The organism is Hymenobacter bucti (genome assembly GCF_042681145.1).
Lineage (GTDB): Bacteria > Bacteroidota > Bacteroidia > Cytophagales > Hymenobacteraceae > Hymenobacter > Hymenobacter bucti.
Genome location: NZ_JBHUFD010000001.1, coordinates 1 through 26,710, shown reverse-complemented (window position 1 = coordinate 26,710; position 26,710 = coordinate 1). Strand labels below are relative to the sequence as shown.

Annotated in this window: 21 protein-coding genes; 9 read left to right on the top strand and 12 right to left on the bottom strand. The window is 60.6% G+C overall.

The genetic code is table 11. The annotated features are described in order from the left end of the window. Window positions 1–69: 69 nt before the first annotated feature. On the top strand, window positions 70–1,284 hold the full coding sequence (locus ACFSDX_RS00105) for an NAD(P)-dependent oxidoreductase (protein ID WP_382310893.1): 1,215 nt from the start codon (window positions 70–72) through the stop codon (window positions 1,282–1,284). Between the two features lie 97 nt (window positions 1,285–1,381). Here the strand turns inward: ACFSDX_RS00105 and ACFSDX_RS00100 are convergent, their stop codons facing one another. Beyond that, a complete protein-coding gene (locus tag ACFSDX_RS00100) occupies window positions 1,382–2,272 on the bottom strand; it encodes an NHL repeat-containing protein (RefSeq protein WP_382310891.1) in 891 nt (296 codons plus the stop codon). A 185-nt stretch (window positions 2,273–2,457) separates the two neighbouring features. Between ACFSDX_RS00100 and ACFSDX_RS00095 the strand changes: the two genes are divergently transcribed. The 3 genes from ACFSDX_RS00095 (at window position 2,458) to ACFSDX_RS00085 (ending at window position 5,363) form a co-directional block, all read left to right on the top strand. After that, the gene (locus tag ACFSDX_RS00095) at window positions 2,458–3,174 is read left to right on the top strand and encodes a methyltransferase domain-containing protein (RefSeq protein ID WP_382310890.1); all 717 of its coding nucleotides are present in this window, start codon (window positions 2,458–2,460) and stop codon (window positions 3,172–3,174) included. A gap of 196 nt (window positions 3,175–3,370) precedes the next feature. Beyond that, window positions 3,371–4,069, top strand: a complete 699-nt coding sequence (locus ACFSDX_RS00090; RefSeq protein ID WP_382310888.1) for a hypothetical protein — start codon at window positions 3,371–3,373, stop codon at window positions 4,067–4,069. An 85-nt stretch (window positions 4,070–4,154) separates the two neighbouring features. Then, on the top strand, window positions 4,155–5,363 hold the full coding sequence (locus ACFSDX_RS00085) for a putative sensor domain DACNV-containing protein (RefSeq protein WP_382310886.1): 1,209 nt from the start codon (window positions 4,155–4,157) through the stop codon (window positions 5,361–5,363). A 1,176-nt stretch (window positions 5,364–6,539) separates the two neighbouring features. On the opposite strand, the gene ACFSDX_RS00080 is transcribed toward ACFSDX_RS00085, so the two are convergent. Both ACFSDX_RS00080 and ACFSDX_RS00075 read right to left on the bottom strand, forming a co-directional pair. After that, window positions 6,540–7,652 carry a type III polyketide synthase gene (locus ACFSDX_RS00080; RefSeq protein WP_382310884.1) on the bottom strand — a complete coding sequence of 371 codons (1,113 nt, stop codon included), beginning with the start codon at window positions 7,650–7,652 and terminating at the stop codon, window positions 6,540–6,542. Between the two features lie 207 nt (window positions 7,653–7,859). Continuing rightward, window positions 7,860–9,014, bottom strand: a complete 1,155-nt coding sequence (locus tag ACFSDX_RS00075; RefSeq protein WP_382310882.1) for an NAD(P)/FAD-dependent oxidoreductase — start codon at window positions 9,012–9,014, stop codon at window positions 7,860–7,862. 148 nt (window positions 9,015–9,162) lie between these two features. On the opposite strand from ACFSDX_RS00075, the gene ACFSDX_RS00070 reads away from it, so the two are divergent. Further along, window positions 9,163–9,546 (top strand): T9SS type A sorting domain-containing protein, encoded by a 384-nt coding sequence (locus ACFSDX_RS00070; protein WP_382310880.1) that lies wholly within the window; start codon window positions 9,163–9,165, stop codon window positions 9,544–9,546. A gap of 412 nt (window positions 9,547–9,958) precedes the next feature. Here the strand turns inward: ACFSDX_RS00070 and ACFSDX_RS00065 are convergent, their stop codons facing one another. Further along, entirely contained in the window at window positions 9,959–11,344 is a 1,386-nt protein-coding gene (locus tag ACFSDX_RS00065; protein WP_382310878.1) for a sigma-54-dependent transcriptional regulator, read from the bottom strand. A 302-nt stretch (window positions 11,345–11,646) separates the two neighbouring features. Here ACFSDX_RS00065 and ACFSDX_RS00060 point away from each other — a divergent pair, with 302 nt between their 5' ends. Then, window positions 11,647–13,803: a T9SS type A sorting domain-containing protein gene (locus tag ACFSDX_RS00060; RefSeq protein ID WP_382310876.1), complete on the top strand. Its 2,157-nt coding sequence runs from the start codon at window positions 11,647–11,649 to the stop codon at window positions 13,801–13,803. Between the two features lie 107 nt (window positions 13,804–13,910). Here the strand turns inward: ACFSDX_RS00060 and ACFSDX_RS00055 are convergent, their stop codons facing one another. The 3 genes from ACFSDX_RS00055 to ACFSDX_RS00045 all read right to left on the bottom strand — a co-directional run bounded on the left by ACFSDX_RS00055 (window position 13,911) and on the right by ACFSDX_RS00045 (window position 15,580). Beyond that, entirely contained in the window at window positions 13,911–14,684 is a 774-nt protein-coding gene (locus ACFSDX_RS00055) for an exodeoxyribonuclease III (RefSeq protein WP_382310874.1), read from the bottom strand. A 130-nt stretch (window positions 14,685–14,814) separates the two neighbouring features. Beyond that, window positions 14,815–15,198, bottom strand: a complete 384-nt coding sequence (locus tag ACFSDX_RS00050) for a hypothetical protein (RefSeq protein ID WP_382310872.1) — start codon at window positions 15,196–15,198, stop codon at window positions 14,815–14,817. Then, entirely contained in the window at window positions 15,188–15,580 is a 393-nt protein-coding gene (locus ACFSDX_RS00045) for a carboxymuconolactone decarboxylase family protein (protein WP_382310870.1), read from the bottom strand. Before ACFSDX_RS00045 ends, ACFSDX_RS00050 begins: the two co-directional genes overlap by 11 nt. A 94-nt stretch (window positions 15,581–15,674) precedes the next feature. Here ACFSDX_RS00045 and ACFSDX_RS00040 point away from each other — a divergent pair, with 94 nt between their 5' ends. Next, on the top strand, window positions 15,675–16,379 hold the full coding sequence (locus ACFSDX_RS00040) for a ComF family protein (protein ID WP_382310867.1): 705 nt from the start codon (window positions 15,675–15,677) through the stop codon (window positions 16,377–16,379). Between the two features lie 229 nt (window positions 16,380–16,608). On the opposite strand, the gene ACFSDX_RS00035 is transcribed toward ACFSDX_RS00040, so the two are convergent. The 3 genes from ACFSDX_RS00035 to ACFSDX_RS00025 form a co-directional block, all read right to left on the bottom strand. Continuing rightward, entirely contained in the window at window positions 16,609–17,880 is a 1,272-nt protein-coding gene (locus tag ACFSDX_RS00035; RefSeq protein ID WP_382310865.1) for an SUMF1/EgtB/PvdO family nonheme iron enzyme, read from the bottom strand. Window positions 17,881–17,950: 70 nt separating this feature from the next. Further along, window positions 17,951–19,012: a PorP/SprF family type IX secretion system membrane protein gene (locus ACFSDX_RS00030; RefSeq protein ID WP_382310863.1), complete on the bottom strand. Its 1,062-nt coding sequence runs from the start codon at window positions 19,010–19,012 to the stop codon at window positions 17,951–17,953. Between the two features lie 154 nt (window positions 19,013–19,166). Then, window positions 19,167–21,260, bottom strand: coding sequence for an OmpA family protein (locus ACFSDX_RS00025; protein ID WP_382310860.1), 2,094 nt, complete (start codon window positions 21,258–21,260; stop codon window positions 19,167–19,169). Between the two features lie 148 nt (window positions 21,261–21,408). On the opposite strand from ACFSDX_RS00025, the gene ACFSDX_RS00020 reads away from it, so the two are divergent. Continuing rightward, window positions 21,409–22,611, top strand: coding sequence for a lycopene cyclase family protein (locus ACFSDX_RS00020; protein WP_382310858.1), 1,203 nt, complete (start codon window positions 21,409–21,411; stop codon window positions 22,609–22,611). A gap of 92 nt (window positions 22,612–22,703) precedes the next feature. On the opposite strand, the gene ACFSDX_RS00015 is transcribed toward ACFSDX_RS00020, so the two are convergent. Together ACFSDX_RS00015 and ACFSDX_RS00010 are read right to left on the bottom strand one after the other, a co-directional pair. Beyond that, on the bottom strand, window positions 22,704–22,925 hold the full coding sequence (locus tag ACFSDX_RS00015; RefSeq protein WP_068339058.1) for a DUF2795 domain-containing protein: 222 nt from the start codon (window positions 22,923–22,925) through the stop codon (window positions 22,704–22,706). Between the two features lie 79 nt (window positions 22,926–23,004). Beyond that, window positions 23,005–24,336 (bottom strand): DUF349 domain-containing protein, encoded by a 1,332-nt coding sequence (locus ACFSDX_RS00010; protein ID WP_382310855.1) that lies wholly within the window; start codon window positions 24,334–24,336, stop codon window positions 23,005–23,007. A gap of 233 nt (window positions 24,337–24,569) precedes the next feature. On the opposite strand from ACFSDX_RS00010, the gene ettA reads away from it, so the two are divergent. Continuing rightward, complete coding sequence (ettA, locus tag ACFSDX_RS00005; protein ID WP_382312309.1) at window positions 24,570–26,237, top strand: energy-dependent translational throttle protein EttA; 1,668 nt, start codon at window positions 24,570–24,572, stop codon at window positions 26,235–26,237. Window positions 26,238–26,710: the final 473 nt, after the last annotated feature.

Sequence of the window (26,710 nt, the reverse complement as noted above, 5' to 3'; positions counted from 1 at the left end):
CGCAACGTATGAAGCCGGGCGTACCTCACGCCGGACGTGTACTTTGCAAGCTCACCGCTGCTCCTTACTATGCCCACCCCCTTCCTCGTCGGCTTGCTGCGCGAAGGCCGCACCCCGCCCGACCGCCGCGTGGCCCTCACGCCCAAAAAATGCGTGGAGCTGCAAGCTACCTACCCCGGCGTGCGGGTGCGCGTGCAGCCCAGCCCCGAGCGCGCCTACGCCGACCAGGAATACCGGGACCTAGGCATTGAGGTGGCCGAGGATATGCTGCCCTGCAACGCGTTGCTGGGCGTGAAGGAAGTGCCGGTAGACCAGCTGCTTCCCGGCAAAACCTACCTGTTTTTTTCGCACACCGTGAAGCAGCAGCCCCGCAACCGCGAGCTGCTGCGGGCCGTGCTGCGCCTAGGTATCACGCTCATCGACTACGAGCTGCTGACTAATGCGGCCGGCGAGCGCATCGTGGCCTTCGGGCGCTACGCGGGCATTGTGGGGGCCTACAATGGCCTGCTCACCTACGGCCGCAAGCACGGCCTCTACGACCTCAAGCCCGCTTACCAGTGCCTGGACATGGACGATATGCAGGAAGAGTTTTTCAAGATAAAGCGTCTGCCTGCCATCAAGATAGCCGTCACGGGCTCGGGCCGGGTGGCCGGCGGCGCCCTCGAAGTACTGGATAAGATGGGCCTGCGCCAGGTGAGCGTGCACGACTACCTGCACCGCGACTTCCGCACGCCCGTGTACGCCCAATTGCGCTCGCGCTACTACCATCGCCGCCGCGACGGCCTGGCCTGGGACACGGCCCATTTTCACCAGCACCCCGAATTGTACGACTCCGATTTTGCCCGCTTCCTGCCGCTTACCGACTTGCTTATCGCCTGCGCCTACTGGCACCCGGCGGCGCCCCGCCTGTTTGCGGAGGCCGATACGCAGGGGCCTGATTTTAAGATTGATACCATCGCCGACGTGACGTGCGATGTCGATGGTTCCATCCCGCTCACCAAGCGTAGCAGCACCATTGCGGCCCCGGCCTTCGACTATAACCCCGGCACCGGCGAGCTGGAGGCGCCCTACGCCCGGCTCACCAACATTACCCTCATGGCCGTGGACAACCTGCCCTGCGAGCTGCCCCGCAACGCCAGCCGCGACTTTGGCCGCCAGCTGCTCGACCAGGTATTTCCGCACCTGCTCGGGGGCGATGCGGCCGGCGTAGTGGCTCGCGCCACCATTGCCGAAGGCGGGCACCTGCTGCCCCGCTACGTGTATCTGGCCGATTACGTAGCTTAAGTAGAGCTAAGTACCCCAGCTTGGCGGAAGTGTCGTTTGATGACGCAGTTTGTCCGCAGCGCTTAAGACCACCCTAGGCTGGATTAGGAAACGGATTTTACCGAGTGGCCGTGAACGTGGCAGTGGTGCTGTCGGCTAGCGTTGAAACGTTGCCGCCCGGGCTAATTTTCTTGAGCGCGGCGTGGCCCGTATCGGTCACGTACACGGTGCCGGCCGCATCGACCGCGATGCCCGAGGGGTAGGCAAAGCCATGGGCCAGCACTGCCACCGTGCCCGTCGCCGAAATCCTACGTACGCTATTGTTGTAGGTATCGGTGATGTAGAGCGTGCCGGCCGCGTCCACGGCCACGCCGTGGGGCTTGTTTAGGTCCTGCGCGGCCACCATCGTGCTGGTGCCGTCGGGGCTGATTTTTCGGATGCTATTATTGTCGGTGTCAGCCACGTACACGGTGCCATCGGCGGCCACGGCTACGCCGTTGGGTTTGTTGAAGCCGCTTGCCAGGGTCGAAACCCGCCCAGCAGTACTGATTTTTTTGACCACGCCCGCCACTGGGCCGCTGCCCGCATCGGCCACGTACACCGTGCCATCGGGGGCTACGGCCACGCCGGCCGGGTACGTAAAGGCGTTGGCACCCAGGATAGAAACCTCCCCCTGCAAACTGATTTTCTTGATGCTACGGGCGCCGGCATCAGCCACGTACACCGTGCCGCTGCTGTCTACCGCAATGCCCGTGGGGTAGATAAAACCAGCGCTGGCCAGGCTCGTAACGCTTCCCTCGGGGCTCACTTTTAGCACGGCGCTGTTGTCGGTGTCGACCACGTACACCACATTGTGCGGGCCCACCGCCACCCCATCGGGGTAGCTGAATAGGCTGACGCCAGCTACTTGTGCGGCCGTGCCCGGTTGGGGCGCCTGCGCTAAGTCGCCCCGGCCCGCGGCCCGGCTAAGACGAGCCGCCCAACTCGCCGGCGCGCTAGGCGCAGGCAAAAAGCTGAGCGCTACCAGTAGCGTAAGTGCAAGTATTACTGCTCTCATACACGAGATTAGGGTAGGCAAAAGGCGAGCCTAAAGATACTGATATGCCCGTTGCTTTGTTGCGTAGTACGTGCCGAATTACTGCTCGGCTTACCGCTCTTGGGGCTACTGCTGCTGCCCGCCGCACCTTTGCATCCATGAACCTTGCCACCCGCGCCACCACGCCCGAGCTGATGGACGACCTAGGCCTCGCCACCGAGGAGCTGCGCCAAAACCTCGACGAGCTGGAAACCATCAATACCTGGCTCGGGGGCTACCGGCCGGTGCTGGCGGCGCTGGCCCGGCTGCGCCCGCGCTTCCCCGCGGGCCGCCCCCTGCGCCTGGCCGACCTAGGTAGCGGCGGCGGCGATACCCTGCGCCACGTGGCCGCTTGGGCCAGGCGGCAGCGGGTGCCGGTGGCCCTCACCGGCATCGACGCCAACGCCTTCATGCTCGACTACGCCGCCGTCAAAAGCCGGGCTTACCCTGAAATCAGCTACCGGCAGCTCGATATTTTCGCGCCCGAGTTTGCCGCTCAGCCCTACGACGTGCTCACGGCCAGCTTGTTCTGCCACCACTTCACCGATGCCGAGCTGGTGGACCTGCTGCGGCGTTGGCAGCAGCAAGCCGGCTTGGCCGTCGTCATCAACGACCTGCACCGCCACCCGCTGGCCTACTACAGCATCAAGTATCTGACGAAGCTCCTAGGTGGCTCGCGCCTGGTGCAGCACGATGCGCCGCTCTCGGTGGCTCGCGCCTTTTCGCGCGCCGACTGGCAGCGGCTGCTGGCCGCGGCGGGCATCACGCGCTACGCGCTGCGCTGGTGCTGGGCGTTTCGATGGCAAGTGGTGGTTTTGGCGGGCGAGAGCACATAGGTAGCCAAGGGTAAACGGTTATGATTGAGCTATGCAGCGTTGCGAATAAACCGGGGGTTTCCACCCATTTGTTTAACAATCTCGCCAAGCTTCATTATTTAGTAACTTGATTTTTGGAAGTGGTCAATAGTATCGCTTGAGTGAAACAGGATATTTGTGCGCTACGCTAATATTGTTTTCCTCAAATACCAATCCTATGTTTTTCGGACATTTCGGCGTCGGCTTCGGCGCCAAGACGCTGCGGCCGCGGGTATCGCTGGGCACGCTGTTTCTGGCCGCCCAGCTAGCCGATTTGGTGTGGCCCACGCTGCTGCTGCTGGGCATCGAGCGGGTGCGCATCGTGCCGCACTTCACGGCTACCAACGCGTTTGATTTCGAGTATTATCCCTTCACGCACAGCCTGGTGGGCGAGCTGGTGGCGGGCCTCTTGCTGGGCCTGGCCTACTGGCTGCTGCGGCGCAATAGGCGCGACGCGCTGCTGGTGGGCCTGCTGGTGCCCAGCCACTGGCTGCTCGATTTGGTGGTGCACACTCCCGATTTGCCGCTGTACCCCGGCCCTTCGCCGCTGTTTGGCTTCGGGCTGTGGAACCAGTTTGCCCTGACGCAGGTGATCGAGTTTGCGCTCCTGAGCGCGGGCCTGTGGCTCTACGTGCGGCGCACCCGGGCTCGCAATGGTGCGGGCCGTTACGGCCTGCTGGGGTTGGTGGCATTTCTGGTGCTGATTCACGTGGGCGGCCTCTTTAGCCCGCCGCCCACTTCGGTGGCGGCGCTAGGTTGGTCGGGGCAGCTGTTTTGGGTGACCGTGCTGCTGGCCTATTGGGTGGACCGCAACCGTGAGGTGAGTGGCCTGTCGGGTAGCGACACGCTCCGGGCGCCTGCCCCGGCCGTTTCTTAACTGGCGTATTCTCGGCCTAGTGCAGCACGCTACTAGAGCCGATTTCCCTAGCTTGCAGCCAAAACCAGCCCCCACCGCTTACCAGATGCCTGCTTATCATTACCCCCCCGACGTAGCGAATGCGCTGCGCCAGCAGTGGCCCGCGCACGGGCATGCGCTACCGGCGCCCGAGGTGCTCACGGACCTGATAAACGTGGCCTACCAGGCCAGTTTATTGCAGGAAGAAAGCCGCCCCGTGCTGGCCCACCTGGTCCTTGTGCCCGACTCCTACATCCGGTACGGGGCGCACCAATCGCCTAATTATCAACTGCTGGGCTTTACCCAGCCCCGCCCCTACCACGAGCAGGAGCTACGCCGCCTCAGCCCCACGGTGCAGCGCCCTGGCCACTTGCTGGCGGTGAGCAGCAACCCGGCCGGCGAGCTCGCCATCTGGGGCATGGTGCTCACCGTGCGGCCCTGGGACTACGCGCACGAGCCGGCCAACCCGGCCTCGCTGCCGCCCGTGCTGTTCGTGCAGGTATACGGCGCGGGCAACCTGGCTTTTTTCTGCGGCATCGAGCAGGTGCTGGTCTTGCAAAACGGCCGGCTGGCCGGGCCTAGCCAGCCGGCCTTTCCGGTGGCCTGGATAAAAGGGCATTTCGACGAGGCCGCCCCCCTGCAAGGGGCAACTGATACGGTGTACCTGGCCCGGCAGCTGGCCCAGCACACGGCGCGCCGCATGCTGACGCAGGCGCGGGAAGCCGGGCACGGGGGCATGGTGGTGCTGGTACCCAGCGCGAACGCCGCCGCGCTGGTGCGCCCCCAAGGCCTGCTGCAGCCCAAGTACGGCTTGCAAGCCAACGACCTAGGCACCCGCTACCTCACCGTGCTCACGCGCCTGGCCGAACGCAGCCAGCAGCTGGGCCTCGATAGCTGGGCCGCGTACCGCCTCTCCGCCGACGGGCTGCTGCAAACCTTGCACGCCGAGCTGGAAAATTTTGCCGACCTGCTGGCCGGCCTCATGACGGTAGATGGCGCCCTGGTGCTCAATAAGCAGTTCGACGTGTTGGGCTTTGGGGTCGAAATCCACGCCCCGGGCTTCGCCGCCAACCAGGTGTACCGCGCCCTCGACCCCGAGGCCACGCGGCTGCAGGCCGAAGCCGCCGATAGCGGGGGCACCCGCCACCGGGCCGCCTACCGCCTCTGCCACGCGGAGGCCGCGTGCCTGGTAATGGTCGTGTCGCAGGATGGCGGGGTGAAGTTCGTGCGCCAGCAACAGGGCCAGGTAGTCTTCTGGGAACAGTCACCGGTGTAAGGTTGACCAGCGGCGGGCATCACGCGCTACGCTGGTGCCGGGCGTTTCGGTGGCAGGTGGTGGTTTTGGCGAGGCGGGAGCGCCTAGGCAGCCAAGTCGGCTAAAATATGGGATAGCTCACCTAGTCTCAAACAGGGTAAGCCTCTCTTGGAGAACGTACTTTAATACGTTCGCCTTTGAGCTAAATATATTGATAACGTTTCTTAAACGTTCGTGGCTGTTGCAGAACTATGGGGCCGCAGTTGCGCCTGGATTGCTGAAGCTGCTAACTGGTTGTTGACTTAGCTTCTCAGGTGGAGTTGGAATCCTGGCTACAGTATTAGGGAAAGACTCCCATACTGCAAGCAAGCCCTTTTGATAGGCCTATCAAAAATTGAGTCAGGTGGTGGATGAGACGTCCCATATTCTTAGCTGATGAATTTAGTTAGAAACAGTCAAGCGCAATAATAACAGATTGCTTGCAACTATCGATGGCACTCTAATTGAACAGGAAAGAGAAGACGGCCCGCTACGGGCTGGCTCCCTTCGCGGAAATTCCACTTTACATAACATTGCTTCTCGGACAACTCTTGGAAAAATGGTGGTTTCTGGCTCACTTGGCTGCTACGCCCGGCGTGGTACTTTGCAACGCATTCTCCATCCGAAGCTTTCACCACATGAGATTGTCTGCTATCCTCACTACTTTCTTCTGTGTGCTAGGTAGCTTACAATACACACATGGGCAAACAACGGCTGATAAAGTCTATGCGGACCCAGACGAAATTCAATTATTTGACCCAATGGCCTTAGCTAAGGCAGGGCGAAAGGCCTTCTCCGCAGTTGAGCGGTTAGCACTCTGCCAAAGAGGAAGAGGCTTTATCTCGTTGGCCTGTCAAATAGATAGCAGTGGACGAATTCAGACTATTAGTGGTGTGAAACTCTATCAGGCCGCACAGTCTCTATCCCCTGCCATACTCAACAGGTTGAAAGAAAGCGTTCGACAGAGCGTAGTCTTTCATGTGCCTACTGTTGATAAAAGCCCTAAAATGAGTCGCTATAGACGGCCCTCTGTAGTTATTCCCTTGCGAGTGTTTTGCAAGTGAATTCTGCGGCATACATCCTAAGCAAACCCTTTTACATTCTGCAAACGACCGTTTACAACACGTAAAACTGGCGATTTTAAGCCGTCATAGACCCCTACCCGACCACCTCCAATAACATCGCCTCCAGCGTAAGGCCCGGCCCAAAGGCGCAGCTGAGCACGGGCGCCCCGGCGTCGGCGGGGGTGGCGGCGGCCAGCAGCTCGCGCAGCACGAAGAGTACCGTGGCCGACGACATGTTGCCGTAGTCGCGCAGCACCTGGTAGGCAAAGCGGTTGTCGTGCTTGCTCAGCCCTAGGGCCTGCTCGATGGCTTCCAGAATCTTGCGGCCGCCGGGGTGCAGGGCAAACTGCCGGATGTCGGCCAGTTGCACCGGCAGCTCGTGCAGCAGCCCGGCCACGAGCTGCGCGATGCCCCGCTCGATGAGCGCCGGCACGTAGCCCGAGAGCGTCATCTCGAAGCCCGTGTCGCCGATGTGCCAAGCCATGTCGCGAGTGCCCTCGGGCTCGAGACCGCAGTGGAAGGCCCGCATGGCCAGGCAGGGCGCCGGGCCGGGCAGCGGCTGCCCCAGCACCAGGACCGCCGCCGCGCCATCGCTGAAGAGGGCATTGCTCACGAGGTGGTCGTCGGCGCGACTTTTCTGGAAGTGCAGCGTGCACAGCTCCACGCTCACCACCAGCACGCGAGCGGCGGGGTCAGCGCGCACCATGCTATCAGCCAAGCGCAGGGCATTCACGGCCGCGTAGCAGCCCATGAAGTTAACGCAGGTGCGGCGCACGCTGGGGCGCAGCCCTAGGGCCTGCACCAGCTCAATATCGAGCCCCGGCGCGTACATGCCGGTGCAGCTCACCGTGATGAGGTGGGTGAGGCTGTCGGCCTCTATGCCCGGCGCCTGGCGCAGCGAGTCCTGCGCGGCGGCCACGGCCAGCGGCAGGGCCTCGCGCCGGTAGGCCGCCATGCGCGGGCTCACGCTTGGGAAGGGCTCCAAGCTGGGCGTATTCGGAAAAAACTCGTAGTCGCCCAGCGTGCGGCCGTAATCGGGCAGCACCGAGTAGCGGTGCTCAATGCCCGACACCCGGTACAACGCCCGCAGCTTGCGCGTCCCGTTGGCATCCAGCTCCAGGGCCCGCGCCATGAAATCGGCGATAATGGGCTGGGGCAGGCGGTGGGCGGGAAGGGCGGTGCCGATGGCACCCAGGTAGCTGGGCATTGAGGAGTGCGTGGGAGCTGAATAGGAGAGGTAGGCGGGCGGATAGCAACGGGCGGGCGGGCCCACGCTGGCTGCATAGCCTCCTATGTGCGGCGGGTGGGGCCGCTACCACTTGCAGGAGGCTTGCTTACTAACCAGCAACTACCAAAAAGCTCTACTTACGCAGCCCAGGTAGTTTTGGAAACACCATCCCCAAATAATGTACTCTTAGAAAGGTGCGCCGTGGGTTTGGCGCATCAGGGCGCGCACGGCGGCCGGCCAGTGGCGCAGGCCGCCCACTACTAGTTCGCTCAGCACGGGCCCGCCAAAGAGGCGCTGCACGGCCCGCCCCACCCGCAGCCGCGTGCCAAAGGTGCGGTGCCAGGCCTGGGCATACGCCGCCTCCAGAGCCGGCCGCCCTAGGTGCCCGCGCAAAAACTCGTCGGCCAGCGGTGCAGCCAGCGCCGCACCGTGCAGAGCCATCGCCATGCCGTTGCCGCAGAGTGGCGTAATGAGCCCGGCCGCATCGCCGAGTAGCAGCAGGTGCTGCTCTACGGGCTGCTTGGGAGCAAACGAAATCTCGTTGATAACCTCGGGCTGGGCATACAGCCGCTCGGCGTTTCGCAGGATGTCGGCCAGGTGCGGGTTTTGGGCCAGCACCTCGCTTTCCAGCCCCGCGATGGTGCCGCCGCTGGCCTTCAGATTGTCGCGGGTGGTGAGGTAGCAGAAACAGAGCTTGTCGTCCTCAATGGCCGAAATGCCCGCGTAGCCATCCCGAAAGTTGTGCAGCGCAATCACGTCGCGGGCGAAGCCCGGCAGGCGCAGGTGGTGCTTGACGCCGAGGTAGGGCGAGCGCTGCGCGAAAAAAGCCCGGCCCAGCTGCCGGTCCAGCGCGCTGCGCTTGCCGTAGCTGCCCAGCACCAGCCGGGCCGTGAGCTGGCGGCCATCAGCCAGCGTCAGGGTGTGGCGGCCGGCCGCAGGGTCGAAGGTCACGTCGGCCACCGTGGCGGGCAGCACAAACGCTACGCCGCGCGCCAGCGCTAGCTTATATAGGTAGTCATCAAGCAGGTAGCGGCTCACCCCAAAGCCGCCTAGGTCGAGTGCGCTGTCCAGCACGCGCCCGGCCGGCGACGAGAGCCGGAACCTGGTGAGGCTAGCCGGCCCCAGCGGCGCCGGGTCGGCCCCGAGCCGGCGCAGGTAAGGCAGCACCTCGCGGCTCACGTACTCGCCGCATACCCGGTGAAAAGGGTATTGCTTGCGCTCGACCACCAGCACCCGGTACCCGCGCCCGCTCAGGTCGAGCGCGGCGGCCAGCCCCGCTAGCCCACCGCCGATGATGACGACGTCGGCCGAGTCAGAAACAAAATTAGGGGGTGATGACACTACTTAACCTAGCTAAACTTGGCTTTAGCCGTTATATTGCGTTTTTGCTTAGTTTATCTCGGCAAGGTATTGTACTTTTGTAAAACCAAAATCATAGCTAGCCGTAACTTTAATCCCACCCAGCTAAGCTATTCTGGTTGATATTGCTATGAAGAAAAAAATACTATTTTTCGGGATGTTGCTGGCTAGCCTAGGGCTGCTGCGCGGCGGCCTGGTGCTGCCGGCCGAAGCCGCTGCACCAGCCGTGCATCACCAGGCCGCTCCCAAGGCCGTGGTCGAAGAGCGCACACTGGTCGTTTATCCCAACCCTAGCACCGGCATCGTTCATCTTACCATCAGCGGCCTCGAAGGCCGCCGGGCCGAAGTTAGCGTGCTCAACGTAATCGGCACCGTGATGTATCGCGAAACCCTGAGCGAGCTGAACGAGCACTCCACTAAAACGCTGGACCTAAGCAAGTTTGCTAATGGTTTATACTACGTAAAGCTGGAGGCAAATAACTCTAGCCAGCTTTGTAAGCTTATCATTCGCTGAGGCCCGCTGCTTGGCGGGGGTGGCCAGTTAAAACAAGAAAAGCAGCCTAATCCAGGCTGCTTTTCTTGTTTTAAAACCTTGGGCACCCGCTGGTTTAGCGGGCAGCTACCGGAACCGGGGTTACGAGGTTGCGCACCCGGCGAGCAGTTTCGAGGGCAAGAATGGCAGTGACCACAATAAGGCCGAAGAGCAAGAACCACATACTAAAAATCTTGAAAGAATAAAAAATATACTCGCCCTACCGCAGCAGGGCAAGCGTCTTTAAATCTAACTCTAAAAAGGCAGCCAGGGTTAGTATAAAATTAAGGCATTTAGGCAGTAAGCTGGCCCAAAGCTGGGCAGTAAGCTGCCAAAGCCACCGGCCGGCCGCTGCCGGCCCCTAGGTGAGGGCAGTGCAATAGCAGAAAGCGGGTCAATCTTGGGGCAGCCGCAGGTGGCCGCTCTGCAAGAGCCGGTACAGGGTAGAGCGGCCGATGCGCAGGCGGCCCGCGGCGGCCACCACGTCGCCCTGCGTCTGAAGCAGTACGCTTTGCATAATAGCCAGCGTCTGCTCACGGAGCGAAGGCATCGAGCCGTTGGCGGTAGGCGCGGCGGCGGGGCTAGCGTCGCGCCCAGTGGCGGGGGCTTGCAACGGGGGGAGGTCGGCGGCCCGGATGTGCGAGCCGTCGGCCAGCACCGCCGCCAGCTCCACCACCGCCTTTAGCTCGCGCACATTGCCGGGAAAGGGGTAAGCCAGCAGGCGCCGCTTGGCCTCCGCGTCGAAGCTGCGCACGGGCAGGTGGTTGAGGTGGCTAAAATTGCGCACGAAAGAGTCGGCCAGCAGCAGCCGGTCGTCGCCACGGGCGCGCAGGGGCGGCAGCTCGATGGGTAGCCCTAGCAGGCGGTAGTAAAGGTCCTCGCGAAAACGCCCGGCGCGGGCTTCAGCGGCTAGGTCGCGGTGCGTGGCCACTACCAGGCGCACATCGAAAGGCACCGGCTTGGAGGCCCCTAGGCGCATCACCACGCGCTCTTGCAGCACGCGCAGCAGCTTGGCCTGGAGCGTCAGCTCTAGGTCGCCTATTTCGTCCAGGAAGAGCGTGCCCCCGCTGGCCGCCTCAAAATGGCCAATGCGCCGGGCCGCAGCGCCCGTAAAGGCCCCTTTCTCGTGGCCAAAAAGCTCGCTTTCCAACAGCTCGCGCGGGATGGCGGCCATGTTCACGGCCACGAAGGGCTGGCCGGCGCGGCCCGATTGGGCATGAATGGCCTGCGCCACCAGTTCTTTACCCGTGCCCGTTTCGCCCGTTATCGACACCGTGATGGTAGTGCGCGCCGCTTTGCCGATGAGCTCGCGCACGTGCTGCATGCTGGCGTGCTCGCCCAGGAGCACGCTGGCAGCCTCGGGGCAGGGGCCCTTGTGGGGCTGCGGCGTGGAGCGGGGCTGGCAGGTTTGGGCCAGTAGCTGCCACAGGCGGTCGGGCGTGGTCGCATCCTTCACTAGGTAGTCAGATGCTCCGTGGCGCATTAGCTCAACGGCCGTGCTGATGTCAGCCTGCGTCGAAACAAGAAAAATGGCGGTTTGCGGCAGTAGCTCGCGTAGCTGCCGCACGGCCTGGTGCACTATCCCATCGGGCGTGGGCCCGCAGTCGAAGATGATGGCTTCGGGCCGCTCGCCCTCAATTGCGCTGGTCAGCGCCAGCGGAACAGTAGCGAAGCGCCGTAGTCGATAATCCGGATTGCGCCCTAATTGGTGACTGAGTAGGCTGCTGTAGGCTTCATTATACCCCAGTAACCATATTTCGAAAGTAGCTGCTGCTATCATAACCAGTAACGCTACAGCCAAGCTAAAAACTAGCTGTAGATGATAAGAAGAAAATAAATTATTGGAAAGTTTATAAAAGGGCAACGTAATGTAACTCAATAGTATCTGCACAAAAATACGTCGTTAATAGTTAAAAAGATTCTCAAACCGTCCACTTACAAGAATGGTGTTCCAATCTGGGATGATATAGTAAAAACTATATAAATTCAACTTGCTTATTACCAGCAATATGAATGAAATGGCAATATCATTGGGGGAAAGGCCAGTACATCTGCTCTTCATTTCTCCTAATGCTATCAGCCATGAAAATAATACCATTTTTGCGTAGTGCGGCCGAAAGCCACAAGCAATTCGGACTGTTGCTACTGCTCTTGCTGGTAGTGGCTCTGCAAGGGCGGGCGGCAGAAATAGCTTATTACTCTAACGGGCAGAATGTTACGACGCCGACGGGTAGTTCCAACGTGAGTGTGGCGCTGGCCACGGAGGCCGTCCAGCTACAACTGGCGGCTACCGTAACGACGTCCATTGGTGGGCCCGTGGCGGTGCGGCTGCCCCTCACCGGTACCGGCCAGCCGGGCTTTCGGGCGGGGGTGCTAATTTCTACCGCCAACTCGCCGTCCCTGCTGGGCTTGTCGCAACTGCTGCAGCTGCGGGCGCTGGGCACCGTTACCCTGCGCACGTACCTCGGCACGGTGTTGCAGCAAGAGCAGGTAGTAGATGCCTCGGTAGCGCAGCTGGCCCTGCTAGCCGGCGCCGGCCAGCCCACGCAGCTTGAATTCATCAGCCAAGCGGCCTTCGACCATGTTGAGGTAGCGTTTGGCCAGGCCTTGCAAGTGGGGCTTGTCACTAAAATCCACTACGCCTATGCCATTGGGCCCGACACCCCGAAGCGGGTGAAGGGGTTTCTGTCGCAGTTCGACCCGGCGGCGGATAAACGCTACGACACCGCTGGTACGGATGGTGGCGGGGTATGCGTCAATAGCGGCATCGACAACCCCGAGCGGGCCGTTGATGCGGACCTTACTAACTATGCTTCTTTCAGCAACCTGGCATCGCTCGGCACGGGCTGCGGCGGTACTCTGCGCGTGCAGCTGGCCGGCACGGTGCCCGCCACCGGCTACCGCGCCGGGTTTGTGATTGGCAACGCGGGCCTGCTCGACCTAGGGGTGCTCAATGCCCTGCGCCTGCGCACCTACCGCGGTGGCGTGCTGCAACAAACGGCGGCCGGCGCCAGCCTGCTGCAGCTCACGCTGCTGGCCGATGACAAGGCGTTTATCAGCTTTCCGGCCACCAGCGCGTTCGACGAGGTGAGCATCGAGCGCACGGCGGTGCTTGATTTGCTCAATAACCTGAATATCTACTACGGCTTCGGCCTCGAAAACGCGGCCTTCACCACCAACCCCATTGCGCAGTCCTTCCCGCTCAACCAGAAGAAGTATAAGGTCGACACGGACGGTATCTGCATCGGCTGCGGCAGCACCGTTGTAGTGCCGCCCACCGGCTCGCCCTATCTGCGCTTCGACCAGGGCGCGGGCGTGCTATCGTCGGAGCAGGTAGTGTTTCCGCTCACCAGCGCGGGCATCGTGGGCAACCGGGCCGGTATTGTATTGGGCCAGAATACCTTGCTTGATGCTAAAGCCTTGTCTAATATTACCATCACGACCCACAACGACGCCGGCGACGTGCTCGAAACGGCTAACGGCAACGCGCTGCTGGCCGTGAGCCTGCTGCCGGGCGGCAAGCAGGAGGTCAGCTTTCGCACTACGCGCAGCTTTGCCCAGGTAGGTATTGAGCTAAGCTCGGCCGCGGCGCTGCTCACCAACGTGCGCGTGTACTCGGCCTTCGCCGACGACCTAGGTGCCCTGCAAACAATATCGCCGACCGGCCCGCTGCCCGTGGTGCTCACCAGCTTTGGTGTGAGCCGCCCCGCCGGCGCTACCGCCGCCGAAGTGGTTTGGGCCACGGCCAGCGAGCAGCGCAGCGCCTACTTTGTAGTCGAGCGTGCTACCAACCCGCAGGCTGGTTTTCAGGCCGTTGGTCAGGTAGCGGCGGCGGGTACCAGCGCGGCCACGCACCAGTATCGCCTGCGCGATGCTGCGGCGCCCACCGGCCAAGTGCTTTACTATCGCCTGCGTCAGGTAGACCTCGATGGCAGCGAGCAGCTCTCGGCCGTGGCCACGCTGGCGGCCGCCATTACCCTAGGCGAAGGCCTGGCGTTATATCCCAACCCCGCCGGCGATGGCCCCGTGTCGCTGCGCCTACCCGCCCAAGTAGCCGCGGGGACTACGGTAGCCATTTATTCTGCCGTGGGCCAATTGCTCAGCCAGCAGCCTGTTAGCAGCGAGCAGCAGCCAGCCGCGCTGGTCACTACCGGCCTGCCCACGGGGATTTACCAGGTGGTGCTGCGCGACGCGGCCGGCCAGCGGCTGGCAACTAAGCGCTTAGTCCTCAATCGATAAGTACATGTCCTATTATCCATTTCCTGTATTTATAGTCCTTGTATTGTTGTCCTGTTATTCATAGCTAGTAAAAGAGCCGCCCCTGCTGCCAGGGGTGGCTCTTTTGCTTAGGGGGCCAGTTCAACCCAGGCCGGGCAATGGTCGGAGTGCACCACGTCGGGCCAGAGGCCGGCCGCGTGCAGCTGCGGCAGCAAGGCTTGGTCGAGCAGCAGGTGGTCGAGGCGCCAGCCCACGTTGCGCTTGCGCGAGCCCGCCCGGTAGCTCCACCACGAGTAGTGGCCCGTGGCCTCGGGGTGCAGGTGCCGGAAGGAGTCGATGAAGCCATCGGCCAGCAGGTCTTTGAACCACTGCCGCTCCTCGGGCGTGTAGCCGGGGCTGTTTTGGTTGGCCTTGGGGTTGTGCAGGTCGATGGGCGTCTGGCAGCAGTTGTAATCGCCGCCGATTACCAGCGGCCCCACCGCCGCGTCTTGACGCAGCCGGGCCACGTAAGTGCGGAAATAATGCAGCCACGCTACCTTAAAAGCCTGCCGCGCCGGCCCGCTCGTGCCCGACGGCATGTAGGTGTTCAGCACCGACACGCCCTCAAAATCGAGCCGCAGCACCCGGCCCTCGTCGTCGTACAGGGCTTCGCCGCAGCCCGTTACCACTGCCTTGGGCACGGTGCGGCTGAAGGTAGCCACGCCGCTGTAGCCCGGCTTCTGGGCCGGGTGCAGGTAGGCGTGGTACCCTAGGTCGGTCAGCCCGCTCACGTCGAGCGCCGTGGTGCCGGCCTTTATTTCCTGCAAGCACAATACGTCGGGCCGGGTGGTGGCCACCCAGTCAAGCAGACCCTTGCTCAGGGCCGAGCGCAGGCCATTGACGTTATATGAAACGATTTTCAAGGTATCAGGTGAAAGGATTATGGAGTAAGAAGGTGACGAGGTAATGTGTTAGAGAGGGAGAGAGTAAAAGACGAAAAATCAGAAAAAAATGAAGTGAGCACTTCACTTCCTCACCTCGTCACCCTCTCACCTACTCCTCGTCTTCCAGCTCTTCGAAGTACTCCAGGATGTGCCATTTCAGCATGCGCTCCTGCTCTTTGAGGTTGGCAAACGGCACGGGCTGCAGCAGTTTATAGTGCGGCCAGCCTTCCTCATCTACCCGCTCTAGCTCGTAGTAGTGGCTGAGGCTGAAGAGCTTGCAAGTAGCAATGTGCATGAGGTCCTGCTTTTGCTCTTTGGTAAACTCAGCCACGCCTTGCCCCAGCTCCTGCACCCCAATGAGCAGCAGCAGCGCATTAAGGTCGGGCCGGCGGCCAAACCGCTCCTGCATGGTAGCCAGCAGCGCCTCCCAGCGCGCCGTAAACGCGGCCTCGGTTTCGTGCGCGGCCGCGTCCTGAAAGCTGTTAGTGCTCATGCGGCGGGTGCGTAGCCGGCTGGTGCGCGGCCCCTAGGGCGGCTTCGGCGCGCAGCACTTCCCAGTACTCCACGGCGCGGCGGAAGTGCGGAATCACGATGCTGCCGCCGATGAGGTTGGCGATGGAGAATATTTCGAACACCTCGTCATCGCTTACTTCTTCTTCGTGACACTTGCCTAGGTGGTACTTCACGCAGTCGTCGCAGCGCAGCACCAGCGAGCAGGCCAGGCCAAGCATTTCTTTCACCTTCACGGGCAGCGCGCCCTCAGCGTAGGCGTTGGTGTCGAGGTTGAAAAAGCGCTTGATGACCTTATTGTCGTAGGCCATCACCCGCTCGTTCATGCGCTGGCGGTAATCGTTAAAATCAGTGGTAAGGGACACGTTTTGGGAAATTATGAATTAGAAATTATGAATTAAAAATTGGTGGCTGCTGGTTGGCGGCGAACTTACGGCTGATAACCGCTTTCCTCCCGAAATGATGCTGCTTGCTATCCTCACCGATTTTGTGGCCTTGTTCTTCCCGCGGGCGTGCCTGGCCTGCCAGGCTGCGCTGGTGGCGGGCGAGCAGCACCTGTGCACCACGTGCCGGGCCGAGCTACCCTACACCAATTACCACCTGCTGCCAGCCGCCCAAAATCCGCTGAGCCGCCGCTTCTGGGGCAAGCTGCCGGTGGTACATACGCTCAGCTACTTGCGGTTCTTGCAGCACGGCCGCGTGCAGCACTTATTGCACCAGCTCAAGTACCAGGGCCAGCAGGACGTGGGCAAGGCCCTAGGTCAGCTCTACGGGGCCGAATTGGCCACGGCCGGCTTCAGCCCCGAGTTTGACCTTATTGTGCCCGTGCCGCTGCATCGCCGCAAGCTCGCCCGCCGCGGCTACAACCAGGCCGATGCCTTTGCGGCTGGCCTAGCTACCGCGCTACCGTGCCCCTGGAGCGCCACCGCGCTCCGCCGCACCGAGCACACCACCTCCCAAACCCGTAAAAGCCGCACTGAGCGCTGGCAAAACGTGGCCACGGTATTTGAGGCGGCCCACCCCGAAGAAATAACCGGCCGCCACATCCTGCTAGTCGACGATGTGCTAACCACCGGCGCCACCCTAGAGGCCTGCGGCGCGGCCCTCCTAGCCGCCGGCGCCCGCCAAATCAGCATCGCCACCATCGCCACCGCAGAATCGTAGATTTAACGGATTGCGCAGATACGCCCGCCTGCGGCGGGCTGACTAAGCAATGAAATGGGCGAGGCTACGCAGCGTAGCGCTACCGCGCTAGTTGTTTGGCCTAGGTGGAAAAAAGAAAAGGATGCTCAACTGAGCATCCCTTTCTTTTGTAAAGCGACTAACGTTTGAGTAGTCAGCCTGCCACAGGCAGGCGTATCTGTGCAATCCGTTAAATCAGTTAAATCTGCGATTATTTGTTGGAGCCGGCGTTAATCATGGCGCAGCGAAAACCGATGGTGGCCGTGGCCGAGTCTTCGGCCATGAAGCGGCGCGTACCGGGCGAGAGGTAGTACGCTACGTCGCGCCACGAACCGCCTTTGTAGACGCGCACGTGGTCGTCAATCAGCGACTGGTAGCCTTTCTTGTCGTACTTCGAGTCGGGGTCACCCACGCCGTTGCGGCGGAAGGGGTTCAGGTCCTCTACATCCTGGAACGAGAGCGGGCGGTACACGTCCTGCACCCACTCGTTCACGTTGCCAGCCATGTTATACAGGCCGTAGTCGTTGGGTGGGTAGGCGTACACGTAGTCCGTAATCATGGCGCCATCGTTCAGGCTGCCCGCGATGCCAGCGTAGTCGCCGCGGCCCCGCTTGAAGTTAGCCAGGAACTGACCCTGCTTCTTGCCATAGGCATTGCGGGTCGAGCGGCCATCCCACGGATAGATGCGCTTAACCTCCTGGTTTTCATTTCCAACCTCCTGGGTGCCAACGAGCGCCTGCGCCGCGTATTCCCACTCAGCCTCGGTAGGGAGGCGGTAGTTGGGCAGCGACGTGCCCTGCTCGATAGACGGGCCACCCTTGCCATCGGCCAGGGCGCCAGCAGTAGCGCCTTCGGCCGAGCCAGCGGCGGCAGCATCATCACCTTTTTTCTTTTTCTTGCCAAACAGGCCGCCACCTTTCGTCGAGCCGCCGGTCTTGCCGAGGTTCTCGTTTACTTTGGCCGTGCGCCACGTGCAGTAGCGGTCGGCCTGCAGCCAGTTCACGCCCACCACCGGGAAGTAGCGGAAGCCGGGGTAACGCAGGTAATATGTAACGTAGGGGTCGTTGAAGGACAAGTCGCGGGCCCACACGGCGGTGTCGGGCAGGGCGGCCTTGTACTGCTCCTCAGTCGAGTCCTTGCGCAGGTAGTGCAGGTACTCGAGCCAGTGAATGTTGGCCACCTCCGCTTCGTCCATGTAGAACGAGGCGATAGTCACCGTGCGCTCCATATTGTCGTGGGTGTTGGTCACGTCCTCTTCCATCGTGCCCAGCACCGTGCGGCCGCCTTCGATGTACACCAGGCCCGGACCAGTCGGAATTTTCTTGAAGCTCGACACCTTCATGCCCTCATCGGTATTGTATTCGAGGCCGGTGGTCGAAGATTCTTTGCCGGGGTTGGTAGCCGTGCCTTGCTTGCTGCTGTTGCAGCTCGCCAGGGCCAGGGCTCCCATCGCCAAGAGGCTAATAGTTGGGGAGAATTTCATAGAATTAAAAGGATTCTGAGCTAAAGGCTAAAAGTTAATACGAGCTATTTGGTTGCAATATTACAAAAAGTTAGAAAAATGGGCAAGCGGCAAGCGGATAATTTCTTCGCCGCAGTCGCCGATACGCGCTCTCGGCTTTGTCAAACGCACGAATGGTGAAAGTTATTTCATGCGCACCGCCCAAATCCTGAGCTAGTTGACTCAAGCCTACGTCGTAGCTGTACCCCAGGCGAAAGTCCCCGAATTCGAGGCCAATTATTGCGGCCAATACATGCTGCGTACCTTCTTTATTTGCAATTATCAGGTTCCGATACGTGGCGCCGAGCGTTAGTGGTTGCGCGTTAAAGTACAATCCGGCCTCAGTGCGCTGCGAGCCGCCCTGGCGGGTATACGAGCCCACCGGACTAAAACTTATTTCGCGCACATCGTTTGTGCCCCGGCCCACGGTGGGGTGCTGCACAAAGAATTTGTAGCCGCCGCTTACGTTCAAACGCAGCGGGAGTTCGGCCTGCGTAGCGAAGCCCAGGCTCGGCCGGTTGAGGTGCTGGCCCGATACGCTGAGCCACGCCTGCTCGGCGTACAGCACGGCGCCCACCCCTAGGGTGAGGTAGTTGCTGGGCGGGAAAGCCGACAGCAATTCGGCCGAAGGCCCGCTTATGCTGCCATCAGCCGCGAGCTGGTCACCAAACACGAAGTTGTCGTAGCCTACGCGCTGGCGGCCATAGCCCACGCTGGCGCCCCCGCTCAGGGCCACCTCGCGGGTGAGGCGCGTGTGGTAGGCGTACTGGCCCGCCACTTCGAAGCGCGTGTAGCCGACCTCGCCGGTGCGGTCTTGGTTCACGAGCAGCCCTAGGGCGTGGTGCAGGCCCGCGCTGGGTAGGCGCCACTCGCCGGCCAGCTGCACCGTCTGGAAGGTGCCGGCTAGCGTGGGGTGCTGATTGCGAAAGCTTAGCGTGCCACTATAGTCGTCGAGCAAGCCCGCGAACGCCGGGTTCAGGGCCTGCCGGTTGGCCAGCGGCTGCGAGAAATACACATCCTGCGCCCGCGCCCTGGGGGCCGCCAGCCCGAGCAGCGCCAGCACCGAGAGCGCCCGAAGCGCGCTGCGACCACAACAAATAGACGTATCCGGCACTAAAGCAAAGGGTTAGAAAGTAGTGGCCTCCATGCCCGCCCAGGCAGCGCACGACGCTAACCTAGGCAGGGAATGGTGAAGATACCAGGGCAAAAAACAACCGGGCGGGCCGCTCCTAACAGCAGCCCGCCCGGCAAACGCTCCATCCTGAAAATTATTTCTTTGTAATCGTAAACTCTACCCGGCGGTTGAAGCGGCGGGTTTCTTCTTGCTCGTTGCTCGAGATGGGCTGCGCGCCGCCAAAGCCCTGGGTTTTGAGGCGCTCGGCCGAGATGCCCTTGGCTACCAGGTACTTCTTCACTTCGGCTACGCGGTCCTCGCTCAGCTTCACGTTCAGGGCTGGGTCGCCCTGGTTGTCGGTGTGGCCGCCGATGAGGATTTCTACGGTCGGGTACTGCTTCAAAATCTTCACCAGGCGCAATAGCTCCGGGAAGGAGCTGGGCTGCAAGTAGAACTTACTCTGCGGGAAGAAGATGTTGTTGAGCCGCACTTTTTGGCCCACTTTGAAAGGCACCAGAAACAAATCCTGAGTCTTCTCCGAGTACTTGTCGGTCTTCGACACGTCGAGGTTGGCGTTCTCGGCTAGGTACTCGGGCGCCTCGGCGCGGTAGCCGTACTGCACGCCGGCCGGTAGCACAATGGTATACGAGCCATCGACCGGTGAGCTTTCGGCGATGCCGATTTCCTCGCCCGTAATCAGGTTTTCATAGTGAATGATGGCCCGAATCGGCTTCTTGGTCACGGCATCCAGCACCTTGCCCTGCACCAGCGTCACCACGTCGGGCTTGAAAGCGGGCGCCAGCGCAATGCGGAAAATGTCCTTGGAATTATCAATGCCATTGCGCGACGACACGAGGTAGGCGTCTTCGCCAGCGGCCGACAGCGTGTAGTAGGCGTCGAAGTCGGGCGAGTTCACCACCGGCCCTAGGTTGCGCGGTGCGCTCCACTTGGTCCAGGTGCTGTCGAGGCGCTTCGAGTAGAAAATATCGCTCTTGCCGTAGCCGCCGTGCCCGTCCGAGGCAAAGTACAGCGTCTTGTCGTCGGCGGCCAGAAAGGGCGCGAAGTCCGAGCCCGGCGTGTTGATGTTGCGCCCTAGGTTGATGGGTTTGGTCCACACCACGGGCCGGTTGGGGTCGGGCTGCACGCCAATATCGTCGGGCTTCGGAAAGCTCACGTAGAGGTCCTGGCCGCCCTGGCCGTCGGTGCGCTCCACGGCCATCAGTAGGGCTTTGCCTGAAGTAGCCAGGTAGGCGTCGATGTGCTCGGGGTCTTTGTTGTAGTAGTTGTCGATTTCCACCTTCAGCGGCTTGCTCCACCCGCCCGGCGAGCGGCGGCTGGTGCTAAAGCCCTTGGGCTCCATCAGGCCATCCACGTACACCCCAATCAGCAGCGCTACCTGCCCGTTGGCCGATACCGAAGCGAGGCCGTTGGGGTCCTCCGGGCTGTTGGGCGGGGTACCTAGGTTCTTGGCCAATCCCCAGGTCTTGCGCTGCCCGCTTTCGAGCTTGGAGTACCAGATGTCCTGCGGGTCGCGGGTGCCGCCGCGGTTGCCGGGGTGGTTTTGGCGCGCAAAAAACAGGGTGCGGCCGTCGGGAGAAATTACGGGGTGCGTGTCCGTGAATTTCGTGTTAACGTTGGTACCTAGGGTCTTGAGGGTCGAGTCCATCTGCACAGTCTCCACATCCGAAGCTGCATTTTTGAAGTCCTGCTTCACAATCTGCACGTCCACGTTGGCTACTCCGATGGCGTCAATCTGGTTGTCGCCGGGCACTTTGGCCGCGTTCATCGTCACCACCGCCCCGATAGTGAGGTACTTCTCCGGTTTGAACTTTACCTGGAGCGTGCGAAACGCTCCCGGAATCGGCCCCGGCGTGGCATTCTTATACACCTCGTGGCGCTCGCCCTTCGTATCAATCAGCTCAATCTTAGTAATGGCGCCGGGGTTGAAGTTCTCAATCACCGTCACCTGCTGCGCCTTCACCGAGCGAGCAAAGCGCACCTCAATGGACTCGTTGGAACCGTCCTTGCCGGGCGCCCACGCCTCTTTGTTGCTCTCACCCAGGGGCAGGGCGTTAGGCACGCTCAGTACTTTGTCGGCTGAGAAGGGTGCTTTACCGGTTCCTTTCTGCGAAGAAACGTCCACCACTTTGGCCGCCCACAACACCGTTTGGGCGCGGGCCGCCGAGCTTATCAGCCCCAGGCCCGCCACTAAAGCTAATTTAGAAAAAGGAACAGAATACAATTTCATAACGCTGAATAAATGACCAGTAATGCTAAAACAATGCTGCAAGATAATATAATACTATAAATGGCCCTTGGGCAGCGTTCTAGTTACGAACCTACTACTAAAGTGCGGCGTCTGCAAATACCAGGCGCCGCCGCCGCATCTTTGCCCCATGAACCCTGCCGCCCCCACGCCCGCCCCCGCCTACGATTACTTGCTGGTAGGCGGCGGGGCGGCGGGCCTCAGCCTGGCCTACCACCTGGCCCAGGAGCCGAGCCTGGCTGGCAAGCGGGTGCTGCTCATCGAGCCGGCCACCAAAGACCAGAACGACCGCACGTGGTCCTACTGGACCGATGCGCCCGGCCTGTTCGACGAAGTAGCGGCCCACGAGTGGCACAAAATCGCGTTCCGCAGCCCCGGCTTCGAACGCACGTTTGACCTGAAAAAGTATAGCTACCGCACCCTGCGCGGGCTGGACTTTTACCAGTTTGTGCACCGCGCCCTAGGTGCCCGGCCCGCGCAGTTTACCCTGGTGCGCGCCGAAGTGGCCGACTTAGCAAACACCGCCGCGGGCGTGCAGGCGCGCACTACCACCGGGCAGGTTTTCACGGCCCACTATGCGTTTGATAGCCGCCCGCCCGCCATCGAGCCGCAGCCCGGCACGTACCGCTACCTGCTCCAGCACTTTGTGGGTTGGGAAATCGAAACTCACCACGATGTCTTCGACCCCGAGGTGGTCGAGTTTATGGATTTTCGCGGCGCGCAGCACCACGAAGCGCGGTTTATGTACGTGCTGCCCTTCAGCCCGCGCCGGGCGCTGGTCGAGTACACCCTCTTCTCGCCCACGCCGCTGGCTAAGGCAGAGTACGAGACGCATATTATTGATTACTTGCGTAATACCCTAGGTCTGGCCGCCGACCAGTACCGAACAGTAGCCGAAGAAGTAGGCGCCATCCCCATGACCGACCACCCGCTGCCTAGTCGTGTCGGCGCCCACATCATCAACCTAGGCACGCGGGCGGGGCGGGCCAAGCCCAGCACGGGCTACGCCTTCCAGCGCATCCAGGCGCAGTCGGTGCGGGTGGTGCGGGCGCTGGCCACTACCGGCCGGCTGCCCACCGACCCCACCGGCGAGCAGTGGCAGTTTCGTCTCTTCGACACGCTGCTGCTCGACATTATGCAGCGCCAAGGCGAGCGCACGCGCGACATTTTTACCCAGCTCTTCCAGCGCAACCCCGTCGAGCGCATCTTCCGGTTTCTGGATGAAAAAACCAGCTGGGCCGATAACCTGCGCATCATGAATTCGGTATCGGCCGGGCCGTTTCTGTACTCTATCGGGCAGTGGCTGCGCGGCCACGCCAGCCAGCGCAAGTAGAGTAGCGCACCAGCCCCTCACCAAGCCGGCCACAAAAAAGCGGCGCGTACCCTAGGTGCGCGCCGCTTTCATAATAGGTAGTCAGCAGACTGCTAGTATTCGTCCTCGTTGAACATGAAGTCCTCCTTAGTCGGGTAGTCAGGCCATACTTCCTCGATGTTCTCGTAGGGTTGGCCATCATCTTCTAGGCCTTGGAGATTTTCCACTACTTCCATTGGGGCGCCCGAACGGATGGAAAAGTCAATGAGCTCGTCTTTGGTGGCGGGCCAGGGGGCATCTTCCAGGTAGGAAGCGAGTTCGAGAGTCCAGTACATAGTAAGAAGAAGAAGTGGCGTGAAAAAAGGTTTGTAAATGTAAGCCGCTGAGTTGACAACGGCGCCGGGCTATCTGGGGTTAGCGGCCATCAGCAGGGATGGTGGCGCTAAAAATTGCAATTAGCTCAGTCTTAGTTTGAATCTTCCGCTCAAAGGTGCGAATTTTTCCTTGGAGTAGCTGCCGGAACTGGTCATTAGCCGAGGCCGAGCTGAGCTTGTCGAGGTTGTCACGCAGCAAATCCAGCTCTTGGCGGTCGTTTTCAATAAACTTGCGCAGGGCCGTCGTCGCAGCCAGCGCGCGCTCGGTGGGCGTGGTAGTAGTGCCCTCAGCCTGGCGCTTGCGCAAGTAGTAATCCAAAGCACTCATTTCAAACACTTTGTCGCAGGCTAGCATAAAACGCTGCCACAGGCGGTCCGACTCGGGGCCGCGTACGGCGCCGCTCTGCTTCCACTCGGCTTGCAGGGCTTTGGCCTGGTTCACGGCCTGGTTAGAAGGCACGCTCAGTAGCGCTTCGGCGCGGTTGGCCAACTCGCGCTTGCGCAACAAGCTTTCATCCGCTGAGGAGGGCACGCTGGAGCGGCCTTCGGTGGCCGCTACTACCCGCTGACTTTCGATGTGCGTTTTGAGGCGCTCGAAGAAGTGGTTATTGGCCGCCCGAAACTTGGTCCACAGTTCAGCGGCTTGTTTCTTAGGCAAGTTGCCATTGACATCGCGCCAAGCGGTTTGCAACTGCTTGAGCTGCCGCGAAGTGGCCTCAAACTGGTCGGAGTTTTTCAGCGTCTCGGCTTGGTTCACTAGGTCGCGGTAGCGGTCTACGGTGCGGCGGGCAAGGGCCTTGCGGTCGGTCTGGAAAGCCTTGCGGCGGTCAAAAAACAGCTGCACCGCCCCGTGGAAGCGGCTTTCCAGGTCCTCGGTCAGTTCCTTATCTACAGGGCCGGTTTTGAGCCAGGCCTGGCGCAGCTCTTTTACGGTTTCGCTGGCCTCAATCCACTCGATGCTATTGCTCAGCTCCTCGGCCTGCTGAATGAGGCTTAGCTTAGTAGCTAAGTTCTTTTCACGGTTGCGTGCCACCGATACCTTCAGCTGGTCTTCGGCTGCGCGCAGGCGGTGGTGCAGGGTTTCGTAGTCGCCTAGGCCATCGTGCTGCTTGCATTGCTCTTGCAGATGAAGAATCTTCATCAGATAAGAGCCTTGGTTGTCGGCCGTTTCCAGGCGGCTAAGCAGCTCATCGACTTTAGCGCGGAAGGCCTCGTAGCGCTGGGCAAAGTAACGCAGCGCATCGTCGTCGGTATCCTTCACCTGGCCAATACGGCGGGCAGGCTGCCCCAAAACTGGGCGCAGCCACACGCCCCCATCTTCCACGTAGCCATAGCGGCGGGCTTCCGTGAGCGGGTGGTCGGGGTGTTCCATTAGAAAGTCGGTGTAATCGGGAAGGAGCTCCTTGCTGATGGTTTAGCAGTGAACTGAAGGGAGAGAATGAAATACAAGTTTACGCGGAAAAGGCGTATTCGCCTAATATTTTGTACTGGCCAGAGCCGGGCCGTAGCCAGCAGTTGCCGTTCTTTGTGAGAAGGCGCGCTACGCTGTTGGCTACGCCGCATATTCGCACCTTATTTTTGGCTTTTACTCCCATCCTCGCCTCTATGTCCGACCAGCCCACCATTATTTTCAGCATGGCTGGGGTAAGCAAAATTTACCCGCCTCAAAAACAAGTTCTTAAGAACATCTACCTCTCGTTTTTTTACGGAGCCAAGATTGGCGTGCTCGGCCTCAACGGCTCGGGCAAGTCGAGCTTGCTCAAAATTATCGCGGGGGTCGATAAGCAATTTCAGGGCGAAGTCGTGTTCTCGCCCGGCTACTCGGTGGGCTACCTAGAGCAGGAGCCGCACCTCGACCCCACCAAAACGGTGCGCGAAGTAGTGGAGGAAGGCGTGGCCGAAACGGTAGCCTTATTAAAGGAGTACGACGAAATCAACGAAGCCTTCGGCGCCGAGGATGCCGACTTCGACAAGCTGCTCGAACGTCAGGGGGTAGTACAAGAGCGCCTTGACCAGCTCGACGCCTGGAACCTCGACAGCAAACTAGAGCGCGCTATGGACGCCCTGCGCACCCCTGCCCAGGAAGCCATCATCGGTAACCTTTCGGGAGGTGAGAAGCGCCGCGTAGCCCTCTGCCGCCTCCTATTACAGGAGCCCGATGTGCTCCTCCTTGATGAGCCCACCAACCACCTCGACGCCGAAAGCGTGCTCTGGCTGGAGCAGCACCTGCAACAGTATAAAGGAACCGTAATTGCCGTTACCCACGACCGCTACTTCCTCGATAACGTGGCTGGCTGGATTCTGGAGCTCGACCGCGGCACCGGCATTCCATGGAAAGGCAACTACAGCAGCTGGCTCGAGCAGAAGACTGACCGCCTGGCCAAGGAAGAGAACTCGGAGAGCAAGCGTGCCAAAACCTTGCAGCGCGAGCTCGACTGGGTCCGCATGTCGCCCAAAGCCCGCCAGAGCAAAGGCAAAGCCCGCTTGGCCAACTACGACAAGCTGGTTAATGAAGAGGCCAAAGACAAAGAGCAGAAGCTCGAGCTCTTCATCCCCGATGGCCCGCGCCTAGGTGCCCAGGTCATCGAGGCCGAAAGCCTGCGTAAAGCCTTTGGCGATAAGCTGCTGTTCGAGAACCTCAGCTTCTCCCTGCCCCAGGGCGGTATAGTAGGTATCATCGGCCCCAACGGTGCGGGCAAAACTACGCTTTTTCGCCTCATCACCGACCAGATGCAGCCCGATGCGGGCACTTTCGAAGTCGGTCCCACGGTGCAAACGGCTTACATCGACCAGCAGCACGATTCGCTTGACCCCACCAAGTCGGTATTCGATACCATCACGGGTGGCACCGAAACCATGCTGCTCGCCGGCCGGCCCGTCAACTCCCGCGCCTACGTCAGCAAGTTCAACTTTGGTGGTGGCGACCAGGAGAAGAAAGTCGGTACCTTATCAGGAGGAGAGAAGAACCGCGTGCACCTCGCCATGACCCTAAAGCAAGGCGCCAACCTACTCCTATTAGATGAGCCTACCAACGACCTCGACGTAAATGCCATTCGGGCGCTGGAAGACGCCCTGGAGAACTTCGCGGGCTGCGCCGTCATCATCAGCCACGACCGCTGGTTCCTAGACCGCCTAGCCACCCACATCCTCGCTTTCGAAGGCGACTCCGAAGTAGTATGGTTCGAAGGCAACTTCTCCGATTACGAAGAAGCCAAGCGCAAGCGTCTCGGCGATGTCGAGCCTAAACGCGTCCGATATAAGAAGCTGGGCTAGCCCAACCAGCCTAAATACAGCAATAAAAGACCATCTAGTAGCAGTACTAGGTGGTCTTTTGCTATGATGAGACATATCCACTAGTAAGTAGTAGAAATGTAAGCATCAGTCATTCAGTATACCACAACTTAGGTAAACTGAATTCGAGCATATTTTTGGAGTCGAAACTTGCGTCATCAAAATAAAACCGTACTTTTGCACTCCCAATCCGAAAGGGACTGGCCCGGCAGCTGACTAACTCGAAAATGCTCCCAAGAATTTTTAAATAAGAAATTTGGAAAATGAAAAAGTATTCGTACCTTTGCACTCCCAAATCGTAGAAAGCTTATTGGTTCACAGCAAACGAAGCCAGACGCCACGAGCAGTTTTATTTTAATCAAAAATAAAATTTGGAAGTTAAGAGATTTTACTTACCTTTGCACTCCCAATCACAAACAGGGCTTGCAAACGGCAAGAAAACGAGTCGCTAAACT

Coding starts and splice junctions, on each gene's coding strand:
- ACFSDX_RS00105 (WP_382310893.1), top strand. CDS start 70: ATGCCCACCCCCTTCCTCGTCGGCTTGCTGCGCGAAGGCCGCACCCCG.
- ACFSDX_RS00095 (WP_382310890.1), top strand. CDS start 2,458: ATGAACCTTGCCACCCGCGCCACCACGCCCGAGCTGATGGACGACCTA.
- ACFSDX_RS00090 (WP_382310888.1), top strand. CDS start 3,371: ATGTTTTTCGGACATTTCGGCGTCGGCTTCGGCGCCAAGACGCTGCGG.
- ACFSDX_RS00085 (WP_382310886.1), top strand. CDS start 4,155: ATGCCTGCTTATCATTACCCCCCCGACGTAGCGAATGCGCTGCGCCAG.
- ACFSDX_RS00080 (WP_382310884.1), bottom strand. CDS start 7,652: ATGCCCAGCTACCTGGGTGCCATCGGCACCGCCCTTCCCGCCCACCGC.
- ACFSDX_RS00070 (WP_382310880.1), top strand. CDS start 9,163: ATGAAGAAAAAAATACTATTTTTCGGGATGTTGCTGGCTAGCCTAGGG.
- ACFSDX_RS00065 (WP_382310878.1), bottom strand. CDS start 11,344: ATGATAGCAGCAGCTACTTTCGAAATATGGTTACTGGGGTATAATGAA.
- ACFSDX_RS00060 (WP_382310876.1), top strand. CDS start 11,647: ATGAAAATAATACCATTTTTGCGTAGTGCGGCCGAAAGCCACAAGCAA.
- ACFSDX_RS00050 (WP_382310872.1), bottom strand. CDS start 15,198: ATGAGCACTAACAGCTTTCAGGACGCGGCCGCGCACGAAACCGAGGCC.
- ACFSDX_RS00040 (WP_382310867.1), top strand. CDS start 15,675: ATGATGCTGCTTGCTATCCTCACCGATTTTGTGGCCTTGTTCTTCCCG.
- ACFSDX_RS00035 (WP_382310865.1), bottom strand. CDS start 17,880: ATGAAATTCTCCCCAACTATTAGCCTCTTGGCGATGGGAGCCCTGGCC.
- ACFSDX_RS00025 (WP_382310860.1), bottom strand. CDS start 21,260: ATGAAATTGTATTCTGTTCCTTTTTCTAAATTAGCTTTAGTGGCGGGC.
- ACFSDX_RS00020 (WP_382310858.1), top strand. CDS start 21,409: ATGAACCCTGCCGCCCCCACGCCCGCCCCCGCCTACGATTACTTGCTG.
- ACFSDX_RS00015 (WP_068339058.1), bottom strand. CDS start 22,925: ATGTACTGGACTCTCGAACTCGCTTCCTACCTGGAAGATGCCCCCTGG.
- ACFSDX_RS00010 (WP_382310855.1), bottom strand. CDS start 24,336: ATGGAACACCCCGACCACCCGCTCACGGAAGCCCGCCGCTATGGCTAC.
- ettA (WP_382312309.1), top strand. CDS start 24,570: ATGTCCGACCAGCCCACCATTATTTTCAGCATGGCTGGGGTAAGCAAA.